Here is a 12,804-nt window from a genome sequence, read left to right on the forward strand (position 1 = left end):
TCAGCGGTAACGGATCAGATAGTTCAGCGCCAGGTTGACCGCGCGCGTCTCGGACGCGATGCGTGGCGTGCCGTGCGTGTCGTCGGTCGTGATGCCCGTGGTCGGCTGCTCGGGGTTCGGGACCAGCACCGGAGCGCCGGGCGGTTCGGCCGTTTCCGGGCTCTCCATCGTCGAGATGTAGAAGTGCTCGTGGCCCTGGAACGCATCGGCCTGCCACGAACCCACCGTGTCGCCCGTCGCGCCGCTGTCCGGCTTCGCGGAGCGCGAGCCCGCATCGGGATCGTTGCCCGCGCCGCCGTCGACGCCGCGCACGAAGCGCCCGCGCAGGTCGGGGACATTGAAGGTGTCGCCGTTGCTGCCGAAACGGGTGCCGATCACGCCGTACAGTTCCCAGTACGCCTGCTTTGAATAGGCACTGCCGTCGCAATAGAGCCAGCCATGGCGGCTCAGCCCGGCGCGGATCTGGTCGATGTCGATGGCGGCGCCCGTGTCGGTGGCCGCCAGCGGGCCGGCATAGGGGATCACGATGCCGACCGGCCAGCCAGGCGGGCCGCAGAGGGCCAGGCTGGATCCAGCCAACCAGGCGGGTGTCATGGTTTCTCCCTGGATGCGGACGGCGCGTGCGAGCCGAATCGCGGCAGTGCATCGCCGCGCTGCAGATAGATGAGGGGCAGGGGCACGCGCAGCGTCCACGCGTGGCGCGGCTCGCCGGGCGTGGCCTCGTCGCCGCGCTGTTCCTCGAGGGCGATGACCGTCGATTGCGCGACGGGCACGTCGGCGGCGCCATCGACGCGCCGCACCGGCGGGGCAGGCCAGCGCGCTTGCCACTGCAGCGCGAAGAGCGCCGCGTCCTGGGTCTGGACGCGCAGCGGAATCAGCACCCAGGCGAGATCCGCGTCGAGAAAGCGGCGGAACAGGCGCGCCGAGGCGGGCTCGGTCATGACGGGGGCGGCCTGCGCATCGGTCTGCCGCGGGCCGGTTCCCGCCAACGGCGAGTCGTAATGCCAGCTCATGCAGGTCCAGTCGAAAAAACCGGTCAGCGCCTGCGGATCGTTCGTCGCACTGGTGGCGCTCAGCAGCGCCAGGCATTGGGCTTGCAGCACGCCGCGCTGGATCGCCGCCGTCTGCGCCGCGCTGGCTGCCGAGATGCGGGCAGCCACATCGGCGTCATACGCGCGCAACTGGTCCTGCCATGCGTGCAGCAACCGGTTGTAGACCTGCATCTGCCACTGGACCAGCAACGGATCCACCACGCTGTTGGTCGCGGGATCGGTCAGCGTCACCCGCTGGCAGATCAGTTCGACACTGAGCCCGAACAGCGGGGCGTCGCTCATGACGGTGATGGGTATGGCGCCTGTCAGGCCGATGACCGCGTCGGCGCCCGTGAAGGACGTTGCGCTCAGCCAGGAAGCGGACGCGGAAGGCGGCGCGAGCGCAGGGTCGCTGACGCTCGTGGCGGAGCCCGCCGGCACCGTCACGGACAGTCCGGCGGGCGCGCTGATGGCCGGTCCGTTGAGCGAGGTGCCCCCGACGCTGGCGACCAGGCCATGCGTGGTGCTGGCCATGGCCAGCGTCGCGCTGCCCGAAGCGACTGCATAGCCCTCGGGGACGCGCAGCAGCGACCGGTCGGCGATCGTCACGCGGGTGATCTGCGCGGAGATCGCGATCTGCTGGGCGGGCGGCGCGGGCAGGTCGGTCAGGCCGTACTGGGCGCCCCAGCTCTGATAGTTGGTGGGCGTGACCAGCGCATAGCCCTGGCCGTCGGCGGTGCCGAAGGCGGCAAGCGGCGCGGGCTTCACCAGCGGTAACGGCCCTTGGGCGAGCACCTCGGCGATCCAGGCGCTGGCGGGCGACTGCAACTGTACGGCCAACACCAGATGCCGGCCACGCGGCTTGAGGGATACGCGCAGCAGCCTGTCGACCCAGCGGTAGACGCCGACCAGGCGCTCGCCCCCGCGGTTGTCGATGCACTGCGATTCGCGGCGCTCGCGCCACTGGCGCCACACATCGCGCCGCTGCGCGTTCACGCGGTCGGCAACCTTCTGCGCCGCCTGTTCGGACATGCGCTGCACGAGCCGCGCCACGTTGTCGCTGTCGAACTTCAGTTTGCCCGCGCCCTCGGCGGCCGAGCCGGTCAGCAGCAGATTCAGATTGCCGTAGCTCGGCGTCACGTTGCTCAGGTTGCGCACGAGCCCTTCGGTGTACATCGATTCCTTCAGCGTGTCCGCCAGCTCGTTCGCCGCGTCGCTGTGGCTCGCCTGGTCATCGCTGCGGCTGTGTTCCTCGTCGCGGCTGGCCTGCCGTTCGCTGGCCTGCACGCTGCGCTCGTGCCGTTCCTGCCACTGCCGGGGCATCAGGTTCACGATCTCGGCGAGTTCTCCCGGCGCGTAGCCGGTCAGGGTCTGGCGCGCGACCTCGACTTCGCCGACGCCCAGCAGCGACCACTGCCCGGTGACGGCCTGCCGGGCGGTCGGCGCGGCGGCCGGCGCCGGCTCTTGGAAGGGAGGCTGCGTTGTGGCCGCAGGGGCGCCGCCCGACAGCGGCGCGGCCGCCACGGCGTCGGGCAGCGTGGGCGTGGCGTCGAGCCTGGAGGGGCTCGCGTCGTCCGGGGATCATCCGCTGCCGGGCAGTCTGCGCGACATGCTGGAACGGTCTTTATGCCGCGTCGATGGCGCGGGTGATACCGCGCAGCTCGTCGCGACGATCGGACTCGAAGTGGATGCGCCACTGCTTGCCGCCGCGTCCCCGCATGGCGCCACGGTGCTCGAGGAGCACATGCGCCGCCTGATCGAGGCGGGAATCCTCCATGCGAGGCATCGGCTGGGCGGCGTCTCTTATGCATTCCGCCATGCGCTCATCCGCGAGGTCGCCTACGAGTCGATGCCGGCGGAGCGCTGCCGTGACAATCACCAGCGGGTCGCGCGGGCGCTTGCCGCCTCGACGGGAAGCCAGGCGCGCGTCGACGGCCATCTGCGGCGTTTTCCCTTCGAAGGGACGCCCTATGCAATGCATGTGGCACAATGAAATATCCCAATTGGGATATTTCCTCAGGGCCAGTCTTGCCGGGATTTCACGCCATGCGCGCCAGCCGGACCCTCTACGAATCCTTGCGCAGCCAGATCGTCCGTGGCGAGAGGGCGGCGGGCACGCAGTTGCCGTCCACGCGGGGGCTGGCCGAAGAACTGGGCGTGTCGCGGACCACGATCACCGCCGTTTACGAGCAGCTCGCCGCCGAGGGCTACCTGGAGACCTCGGCCGGCACCAGGGCGCGGGTCGCCCCGGGCGTGGCGGCGCGGGCGGAACGCGGCAATCGCCCTGCGCGCGAGGCCGCCTCGCCCACGCGGGCGGCCCCGCTTTCCGCCTTCGGCAACCGGGTGGCGGCGTTCACCGGACACTCCGCGCGGCGGGATCACGCGAAGCGTTCCATCGACTTCCTGTACGGCGCCGTCGCGTTCGACGACTTTCCCACGCTCGCCTGGCGCCGCGCCTACAACCGCGTGATCGTGCAGCGCCAGCCCCGCCTGTACTACGAAGAACCCGAGGGCGAACTGGCCCTGCGCGAGGCCTTGCAGGGGTACCTGCTGCGCGCCCGAGGCATGCGCTGCCGGGCCGAGCAGATCCTGGTCGTGCATGGCTCGCAGCAGGCGCTGGACCTGTGCGCCCGGGTGCTGCTGGATGCGGGCGACGACGTGGTGATCGAAGAGCCTTGCTACATCATGGCGCGCCGCATCTTCGAAGCCGTGGGCGCGCGCATCCACGGCTGCCCGGTGGACGAGCAGGGCTTGAACACGCCAGCCTTGGCCGGTCTGCAAGGCAGGCTGGTGTACGTCACGCCCTCGCATCAGTTTCCGCTGGGCGGCGTGATGCCCATCGGCCGGCGCCGCGAGCTGCTGGACTGGGCCGGCAGGGCAGGGGCCTGGGTGATCGAGGACGATTACGACGGCGAGTTCCGCTATGGCCAGCGGCCCGTGGACGCCCTGCAATCGGTGGACGGCGCCGGCCGGGTCATCTACGTGGGCACGTTCTCCAAGACGCTGTCTCCGCAGATGCGCCTGGGCTACATGGTGCTGCCTCCCGCGCTGGTGCACGTATTCCGCGAGGCCAAGCGCCTGATCGACCGCCATGCGCCCAGCGTCGAGCAGCGTGCGCTGGCGGCATTGATCGAGGATGGCTCGTACGAGCGCCACGTGCGCAGGTGCCGCCGCGAGAACGGGCAGCGCCGCCAGGCCCTGTTGGAAGCCTTGCAGCGGCACGTCGGCGACGGGGTCGAGGTGCAGGGCTCGGCCTCGGGCCTGCATGTGGTGGCCTGGTTCGCGCAGGTGGCCCGTGCGGACGAGCCCGCGCTGGTCGAGCAGGCGAAGGCGCGGGGCGTTGGCGTGCGGCCCATCTCGCCGCTGTACGCGGATACGGCGCATCCCGGCCGGCGTCCCTGCGCCGGGCTGATCCTGGGCTACGCCAGCCTGGATGCGGCCAGCATCGAAACCGGCGTGCGCCAGTTGGCCCAGGCGGTGCGGTGGCTGGCGCGCCCCGCCCGGCCGGCCTGAAAGCGGCCGGCGTGCCTGCTCGATCAGCAGAAAGCGCCGGGTCTGTCGCCAGTGCGGCCGCCGCAATGTCTACAATCGCTCGGTTACGCAGGCGGCATGCCGGCCAGCGGCCGGAAAAGAAGATTCATCCAAGGGTTATGACGTGGCATTGAAGCTGAAATTACTGCGTGTCCAGGCAGGCCTGACGCTGGAGCAACTGGCCCAGGCCTGCGGCCTGAGCCGCAGCTACCTGTCCAAGGTCGAGCGGGGCATCTCCACGCCTTCCATCGAGACCGCCTTCAAGCTGTCGCACGCGCTGGGCGTGAACGTGGACCGCCTGTTCGGCAAGACCGAGCAGGAGCCGCAGGCGTCGTTCTTCCGCGCCAGGGATGCCGATCCCGAAGAGGCCCGCGAGTATCTGTCGCTGGTGGCGGGCGCCGACGGCAACCGCATGATGCGGGCCTTCGTCATCCGTCCCGGCCAGTTCAACGGCGGCCGCACGAAGAAGCGCGTGCTGAGCCACCACGATGGCGAGGAACTGCTGTACGTGCTGGCGGGCAAGCTGGAACTGACCATCGGTTCGCGCAAGGAGGTGCTGGAAGAGGGCGATTGCGTGCAGTTCAATTCGTCGATGCCGCACAAACTGGTGTCCGTGGGCCGCGAGGAGGGCCGCGCGCTGATCGTGGTGACCAGCCGCGATCCGCTGTCCCTGTAAGCCACGGGCGCCGAGCCCCGTTGGGCCGGGATGCCTCGGCCTACAATGCCGTCAGCCTTTTCCGGATCCTCCCTCAATTGATAGACCTGCGTCACATCGAGACCTTCTTCTGGGTGGCCAACCTGGGTAGTTTCCGCGCGGCCTCGGAGAAGCTCAACACCACCCAGCCCGCCATCTCGCAACGTATCGCTTCGCTGGAAGGCGATCTGGGCGTGCGCCTGTTCGAGCGCGATGCGCGCGGCGTCACGCTCACCGGCAAGGGCCAGGAACTGCTGTCCCACGCCGAACGCATGCTGCAGATGCGCGCCGACATGATGCAGGCGGCGCGCGAGCAGAACGTGATGAGCGGCACGGTGCGCATGGGCGTGGCCGAGACCATCGTGCAGACCTGGCTGCCCGCCTTGATCGAGCACGTGCATACCGCATATCCCGCGCTGGTGCTGCAGATCGAGGTGGACACGACCCACGTGCTGCGCGCGCAGCTGCTGGCGCGGCAGATCGATCTGGCGTTCCTCATGGGACCCGTTCGCGAGGCGCGGGTCGAGAACCTGCCGCTGTGCACGTATCCGCTGGCCTGGGTGGCCAGCCCCCGGCTGGATCTGGGGCCCGAGCCCCTGACGATGGAGCGCATCGGCCAACTGCCGGTCATCACGTATCCGTCCAGCAGCAGTCCCTACCGCGCCGTGCAGGACATGCTGATGCGCGCTGGCGTGGCCGCGCCGCGCATGTATGGCAGCGCCTCGCTGTCGATGGTGGTGCGGATGACGATGGACTGCATCGGCACCAGCGTCATCGCGCCGGTGTTCCTGGACAAGGAACTGGCCCGCGGGGAACTGCGCCTGCTGCACGTGCAGGCCGAGCCGTTGCCCGACCTGGCCTTCACGGCCACCTGGGTCGAAGGGCCCGACAGCCACGCCGCGCGGGCCATCGCCCGGCTGGCGCAGCGCATCGCGGCCGAGCACGAACGGGCACGCTCGCCCCGGTCCGGAACCTGAGCGCCTCGCCACGCTTTCCGGTGGCGCAACGATAGGGACTTACCCTTGCCGCCAGGCATGGCGAGGCGTTCTTCCGCGCTCGGGCTGCGCCGGACGATTGATCGCAAGTCCTTGTCGGGATTGGGTTTTCCGGTTTTTCGCAGGGCCGCTGAATCGAGGGTTAAGAGAAATTTATACCCCCTCATCCCAACTAACGATTGGACGCTCCGCAGCCCCCTGCGTTGCAATGCGCAACATCGAGATTTACTTATAACCACACACGGGGAAAGGACGCATGCGCGGCGCGGGCCGTGCTGCCCGGCCGCTTGCCCGTGGCGTTTTCCCAAGCGTGCCGCCAAGGGTGACGGGGCCCGGCGCACGACGAAATCCCGCCCATGCCAGGAGCTCTCTCCATGATGAAGTCGCTTGCCTACGCCGCCATCGCCGCCGCCGCGCTGACCGGTACCGCCCACGCGCAGGAACTGCCCAAGACCGAACTGAAGGTGGTGGGCGGCCTGAGCAACCTGACGGCCTACCAGGACTACGAAGTGCCGTTCTGGACCAAGACCATTCCGGAACTGTCCAAGGGCCAGGTGACGGCCCAGATCAAGGGCTTCAACGAAATGGGCCTGAAGGGGCCGGAACTGCTGCGCCTGATGTCGCAGGGCGTGGTCGAGTTCGGCACCGCCACGCTGTCGTACTTCGCCAGCGACAACCCCATCAACGAAGCCATCGACCTGGCCGGCCTGGCCCCGGACATCAAGACCGCGCGCCAGGTGACCGAGGCCTTCACGCCCATCTACTCCAAGACCTACGGCGAAGGCGCCAACGTGAAGCTGCTGGGCATCTCGACCTATCCGGCCCAGGTGCTGTTCTGCAACGCCCCCATCAGCAGCCTTGCCGACATGAAGGGCAAGAAGGTGCGCACCAGCAGCCGCACCCAGGCCGAGTTCGTCGAGGCGTTGGGCGGCACCAGCGTGACCATGGCCTTCGGCGAAGTCGTCCCGGCCTTGCAGAACAAGGTGGTCGACTGCGCCATCACCGGCTCGCTGTCGGGCTACTCGGCCAAGTGGTACGAAGTGTCGACGCACCTGGTGGCGCTGCCCATCAACTGGAACCAGCAGATCCACGCCGTCAACCAGAAGGCCTGGGACAAGCTCGATCCCAAGGTGCGCACGTTCCTGCAGGACAACATCACCAAGCTCGTGTCCGACATCTGGGACGCCGCCGCGCGCCAGACGCAGGAAGGTTTCGACTGCAACACCGGCGCCGCCGCCTGCCCGTTCCCGGTCAAGGGCAAGATGACGCTGGTGCAGCCGTCGGACGCCGACCGCGCCCTGCTGAAGAAGGTCACCGAAGAGCAAGTGCTGCCGAAGTGGGCCGCCCGCTGCTCGGCCCAATGCGTGAGCGACTTCAACGCCACCATCGGCAAGCAGCTGGGCCTGGTCGCCAAGAAGTAACCGGCCCCCAGGGGCTGGCGTAAGCGGCCGGAGCCTTCCGGCCTCATGCAATACGCCGGCACGGGCGCCCGCGCGACATCGCGGCGCCCTGCCGGCCACAGGGTTCCATCATGACTCGTACCGAACATTTCCAGGCGCTTGGCGCCTTGCTGCGCCGCGCGGAAACGTGCTCGCGCGTGGCGGTCTGGGCGGGCGGCGCGCTCACCCTCGCCAGCGTGCTGCTGATTTCCTTCGAAGTGCTGGCGCGCAAGTTGTTCGGCTTCACCACCGGTGGCGCCGACGAGCTTTCCAGCTACGCCTTCGCCATCAGCACCTCGTGGGCGCTGGCCTTCGCCACGCTGCAGCGCGCCAACGTGCGCGTGGACGTGCTCTATCAATACCTGCCCGTGCGCCTGTCCGCGCTGGTGGACTGGATCGCGCTGGTCGCATTGGGCGTGTTCATGGTGGTCCTGACCCGCTATGCCTTCGACGTGGTCGAGGCCTCGTGGGTGCAGAAATCCGCGGCCAATACGCCGCTGGCCACGCCGCTGTGGATTCCGCAGGCGCTGTGGCTGGTGGGCCTGGCCTGGATGTGCATCACGGTGGCGCTGATGCTGGTGCGCGCCTCGGCCGCGCTGGTCACGGGCGACGTCGAGCTGGTCAAGGCCATCTGCGGCGTGCGTTCGACCAAGGAAGAAGCCGAAGAAGAAGCCGCCGCCGGCGAGCGCATGGTCAAGGGAGACGCCGCATGATCGCCACCGCATTGACCCTTCTGCTGGTCCTGATCGGCATTTCCATCCCCGTGGGCGCCGCGCTCGGCGTGCTCGGCCTGATCCTGGATCCGCTGTATTCGATGCTGCCGCTGACGCGCGCCATCGGCGAGCTGTCCTGGAGCACCAACAACGAATTCCTGCTGGTCGCCATTCCGCTGTTCATCCTGCTGGGCGAGGTGCTGCTGCGTTCGGGCTTCGCCGAGAAGATGTACAGCGCCATGGCGCTGTGGCTGTCCTGGTTGCCCGGCGGCCTGATGCACGCCAACATCGGCGCGTCCACGCTGTTCTCGGCGACCTCCGGTTCCAGCGTGGCCACGGCCGCCACGGTGGGCACGGTGTCCATTCCCCAGATCAGGAAGTACGGCTACAACGAGCCGCTGTTCCTGGGCAGCCTGGCCGCCGGCGGCACGCTGGGCATCCTGATCCCGCCTTCGATCAACCTGGTGATCTACGGCGTGCTGACCAACTCGTCGGTGCCCAAGCTGTATCTGGCCGGCATCATCCCCGGTTTCCTGATGGCCGGCCTGTTCATGCTGACGGTGATCGGGGCCTGCGTGCTGCGCCCGTCTTGGGGCGGCCAGAAGATCCGGGCCTCGTGGGGCGAACGCCTGGCCAGCCTGGTGCACCTGGCGCCGCCATTGGGCATCTTCCTGCTGGTGGTGGGTTCCATCTACGCCGGCCTGGCCACGCCCACCGAGGCGGCCGCGCTGGGCGTGCTGGGCGCGCTGATCCTGGCCGCGTGCTTCGGCAGGCTGTCGCTGAAAATGCTGCGCGAGGCGGTGGAAGGCACCATGCGCTCGACCGCCATGATCATGCTGATCGTGATCGCCGCCAGCTTCCTGAACTTCGTCATGTCGGCCACCGGCCTGACGGACGCGCTGACGCAGTCCATCCGCGGCCTGGGCCTGTCGCCCGCCTGGATGCTGCTGATCATCGTGGTGTTCTACCTGGTGCTGGGCTGCTTCATGGAGACGCTGTCCATGATGATCACGACCATCCCCATCGTGGCGCCCATCATGATCGGCCTGGGCTACGACCCGATCTGGCTGGGCATTCTCATCATCATCCTGGTGGAGGCCGCGCTGATCACGCCGCCGGTGGGCCTGAACCTGTTCGTGGTGCAGAGCCTGCGCAAGAGCGGCTCGATGGGCGCCGTGATCAATGGCAGCCTGCCGTTCGTCGCCGCCATGTTCGTGATGCTGCTGCTGCTGGCGCTGTTCCCCGACCTGGCGCTGTGGCTGCCGCGGGTGTTCAGCTGATTCCCTCCTCGTGCCGGCTTCCGGGCGAGGCCGGCCATTACAGATTCCCTTGTGTAGGACCCTGATTCCCATGAAGACCGTATTCCAGATCGAGAGCAACGGCACGACGCGTCACGCCGAAGTGGACATCCGCAACCTGGTGGTGGCGGGCTGGGCCGGCCGCGACCGCGCCGCCATCGAGCATCACATCGAGGAGCTGGCCGCCATCGGCGTGCCGCGTCCCAGCAGCGTGCCGCTTTACTACCGCGTGGCCTTCAACCAGGTGACGCAGGACGAGCGCGTGCAGGCCGTGGGCGGCGAGTCGTCGGGCGAGGTCGAGCCCTTCGTGTTCATGCTGGACGGCGAACTGCACGTCAGCATCGCGTCGGACCACACCGACCGCAAGCTGGAGGCGCACAGCGTGGCGCTGTCCAAGCAGCTGTGCGTCAAGCCGGTGGCGCGCCAGGCCTGGCGCCATGCCGACGTGGCCGGCCACTGGGACGAACTGGTGCTGCGTTCGCGCATCGTCGAGAACGGCGTGGAATTGCTGTATCAAGAGGGCCCGCTGTCCTCGCTGCGCACGCCGCTGGAACTGATCGAAGGCTACACGCAGGGCGGCAAGTCCCTGCCGGACGGCACCGGCATGACCTGCGGCACCGTGGGCGCCATCGGCGGCATCCGCCCGTCGACCACCTTCATCATGGAACTGCACGATCCGCGCCTGGGCCGTACGATCAGGCATCGTTATGATGTCGAGGTCTTGCCCGAAATCGCCTGATCCGGGATCGCCCGATCGCGGCGGCCGCTTCGGCGGCCGTTTCTCTTCCTACCTTTGCCTGGCGTCAGCCTTCCATCATGTCCATCTCCCTGCATGAACAAGCCCAGGCCCTGCAACAGGGCCGTACCTCGTCGCTGGAACTGACCGAAGCCGCCATCGCGCGTGCGGCGGACCCGTCGGGCGAGGGCGCCCGCGTCTATACCAAGCTTTACACCGAACGCGCACGCGCGCTGGCCCGCGCTTCCGACCTGACGCGCGAGGCGGGCCTGTCGCGCTCCGTCCTCGATGGCCTGCCCATCTCCATCAAGGACCTGTTCGACGTGGCCGGCGAGGCCACGCCGGCCGGTTCCGTGGCCCTGCGCGACGCCGCGCCCGCCGCCGCCCATTCGGTGGTGGTGCGGCGCCTGCTGGCCGCGGGCGCGGTGCTGACGGGCCGCACCAACATGACCGAGTTCGCTTACTCGGGCCTGGGCATCAATCCGCACTACGGCACGCCGCTCAACCCTTGGGACCGCGCCACCGGCCGCATTCCCGGCGGTTCGTCCTCGGGCGCCGCCGTGTCGGTGGCCGACGGCATGGCCATCGCCGCCATCGGCTCGGACACGGGCGGCTCGGTGCGCATTCCGGCCGCGCTGTGCGGCCTGACCGGTTTCAAGCCCAGCGCGCAGCGCGTGCCGATGGAGGGCGTGCTGCCGCTGTCGGCACAGCTCGACTCCATTGGCCCGCTGGCGCCGACCGTGCGCTGCTGCGCGGCGGTCGATGCCGTGCTGGCGGGTGACGTCAACCCCACCATGCCCGAGCCGGCCGAGCTGCATGGCCTGCGCATCGCCGTGCCGACCACGCTGGCGCTGGATGGCATGGACGAGCACGTGTCGAAGACGTTTTCCGCCACCTTGGCCAAGCTGTCGGCGGCGGGCGCGCAGGTCGACGACATCGAGATGCCCGAGTTCGCACAGTTGGCGCAGATCAACGCCAAGGGCGGCTTCACCGCCGCCGAGGCCTGGGCCTGGCACCGCGAACTGATCGGCCGCGCGGCGGACCGGTACGACCCCCGCGTGGTGTCGCGCATCCGCCGTGGCCAGGAGATCACGGCCGCTGACTGGATCGAGTTGATGGCCGCGCGCCAGGCCTGGATCGCCTCGGTGCGGCGCCGTATCGCCGGCTACGACGCGCTGGTGCTGCCCACCGTGCCGGTGGTGGCGCCGGTGCTGTCCGAGCTGGTCGAGTCCGACGCGCTGTACGGCAGCACCAATCTGCTGATCCTGCGCAATCCCACGCTGATCAACTTCCTGGACGGCTGCGCCCTGTCGGTGCCTTGCCAGGAAGAGGGCAGCGCACCCGTCGGCTTGATGATCGCCGGCGCCAACGGCGCCGACCGCCGCATCCTGTCCATCGGCATGGCCGTGGAAGACCTGCTGGCGACGCACTGAAACCGGCTGGCCGGGCGCCTGGCGGGCTGCGCGAGGCGCCCGCCGGTCTGCGACTTATCTGTAGACCAAGAGGTATCCCATGACGCAACGCGTCGATTCCGCCCATCGGGCACGGCTGGACGCCCGCAGCGGCGCGCTGACGGGCCCCACCGCCAATCTGGCGCCCGGCCACGTGCAGGCCAACCTGGCGATCCTGCCGCGCGCGCTGGCGGCGGACTTCCTGCATTTCTGCCAACGCAATCCCAAGCCGTGTCCCTTGCTGGCCATGTCCGAGCCTGGTAGCCCGGCCCTGCCGGCGTTGGGCCATGACATCGACATCCGCACCGACATTCCGCGCTACCGGGTGTGGCGCAATGGCGAACTGGTCAGCGAGCCGACCGACGTGCGCGACGTGTGGCGCGACGACCTGGTGTCGTTCCTGATCGGCTGCTCGTTCTCGTTCGAGGAAGCGATGCTGCAGGACGGCCTGCCCGTGCGTCACATCGAGCAGGGCTGCAACGTGCCGATGTACCGCACCAATATTCCGACGAACCCCGCGGGGCCGTTCAATGGCCCGCTGGTGGTGTCCATGCGTCCGCTGAAGGCCGCGGACGCCATCCGCGCGGTGCAGGTCACCTCCCGCTTCCCGGCCGTGCACGGCGCGCCCGTGCACCTGGGCGATCCGGCGCTGATCGGCATCGCCGACATCGACCGCCCGGACTACGGCGATGCCGTGCGGATCCGAGACGGCGAGCTCCCTGTGTTCTGGGCTTGCGGCGTGACGCCGCAGTCGGTGGTGGCGGCGGTGAAGCCGGAGTTCTGCATCACCCATGCACCGGGCCACATGCTGGTGACCGATCTGCTGAACAGCCGCATGGCGGTGCTGTAGCGGCTGCCGAAAAGACAACGCCCGATGCGCGGGCAACGGGCGTTGCGGGCAGCGCGCGCCATGCGC

Annotated in this window: 12 protein-coding genes; 10 read left to right on the forward strand and 2 right to left on the reverse strand. The window is 68.9% G+C overall.

From position 1 onward, the window contains the following. Both A6745_RS26825 and A6745_RS26830 read right to left on the reverse strand, forming a co-directional pair. A complete protein-coding gene (locus A6745_RS26825) occupies positions 1-594 on the reverse strand; it encodes a phage tail protein (protein ID WP_082853319.1) in 594 nt (197 codons plus the stop codon). After that, positions 591-2,555 (reverse strand): hypothetical protein, encoded by a 1,965-nt coding sequence (locus A6745_RS26830; RefSeq protein ID WP_066134408.1) that lies wholly within the window; start codon positions 2,553-2,555, stop codon positions 591-593. Before A6745_RS26830 ends, A6745_RS26825 begins: the two co-directional genes overlap by 4 nt. Positions 2,556-2,574: 19 nt before the next feature. On the opposite strand from A6745_RS26830, the gene A6745_RS26835 reads away from it, so the two are divergent. From A6745_RS26835 to A6745_RS26880, 10 genes are all read left to right on the forward strand, one after another. Beyond that, positions 2,575-3,024, forward strand: coding sequence for a hypothetical protein (locus A6745_RS26835; RefSeq protein WP_156513564.1), 450 nt, complete (start codon positions 2,575-2,577; stop codon positions 3,022-3,024). A gap of 53 nt (positions 3,025-3,077) precedes the next feature. After that, complete coding sequence (gene pdxR / locus A6745_RS26840; protein WP_066134898.1) at positions 3,078-4,544, forward strand: MocR-like pyridoxine biosynthesis transcription factor PdxR; 1,467 nt, start codon at positions 3,078-3,080, stop codon at positions 4,542-4,544. Between the two features lie 142 nt (positions 4,545-4,686). Beyond that, entirely contained in the window at positions 4,687-5,238 is a 552-nt protein-coding gene (locus A6745_RS26845; RefSeq protein ID WP_066134416.1) for a helix-turn-helix domain-containing protein, read from the forward strand. 77 nt (positions 5,239-5,315) lie between these two features. Continuing rightward, positions 5,316-6,233, forward strand: coding sequence for a LysR family transcriptional regulator (locus A6745_RS26850; RefSeq protein ID WP_066134419.1), 918 nt, complete (start codon positions 5,316-5,318; stop codon positions 6,231-6,233). Positions 6,234-6,625: 392 nt separating this feature from the next. Continuing rightward, positions 6,626-7,672, forward strand: coding sequence for a TRAP transporter substrate-binding protein (locus A6745_RS26855; RefSeq protein WP_066134422.1), 1,047 nt, complete (start codon positions 6,626-6,628; stop codon positions 7,670-7,672). 110 nt (positions 7,673-7,782) lie between these two features. Beyond that, positions 7,783-8,403: a TRAP transporter small permease subunit gene (locus A6745_RS26860; RefSeq protein WP_066134423.1), complete on the forward strand. Its 621-nt coding sequence runs from the start codon at positions 7,783-7,785 to the stop codon at positions 8,401-8,403. Further along, complete coding sequence (locus A6745_RS26865) at positions 8,400-9,683, forward strand: TRAP transporter large permease (protein WP_066134424.1); 1,284 nt, start codon at positions 8,400-8,402, stop codon at positions 9,681-9,683. Before A6745_RS26860 ends, A6745_RS26865 begins: the two co-directional genes overlap by 4 nt. Before the next feature lie 70 nt (positions 9,684-9,753). Next, the gene (locus A6745_RS26870; protein ID WP_066134427.1) at positions 9,754-10,440 is read left to right on the forward strand and encodes a DUF2848 domain-containing protein; all 687 of its coding nucleotides are present in this window, start codon (positions 9,754-9,756) and stop codon (positions 10,438-10,440) included. 77 nt (positions 10,441-10,517) lie between these two features. Beyond that, positions 10,518-11,870 carry an amidase gene (locus tag A6745_RS26875; protein ID WP_066134430.1) on the forward strand — a complete coding sequence of 451 codons (1,353 nt, stop codon included), beginning with the start codon at positions 10,518-10,520 and terminating at the stop codon, positions 11,868-11,870. Positions 11,871-11,949: 79 nt separating this feature from the next. Then, complete coding sequence (locus A6745_RS26880; RefSeq protein ID WP_066134433.1) at positions 11,950-12,738, forward strand: putative hydro-lyase; 789 nt, start codon at positions 11,950-11,952, stop codon at positions 12,736-12,738. The last annotated feature ends 66 nt before the right edge of the window (positions 12,739-12,804 follow it).

The sequence above is a fragment of the Bordetella ansorpii genome, from assembly GCF_900078705.1.
GTDB lineage: Bacteria > Pseudomonadota > Gammaproteobacteria > Burkholderiales > Burkholderiaceae_B > Bordetella > Bordetella ansorpii_A.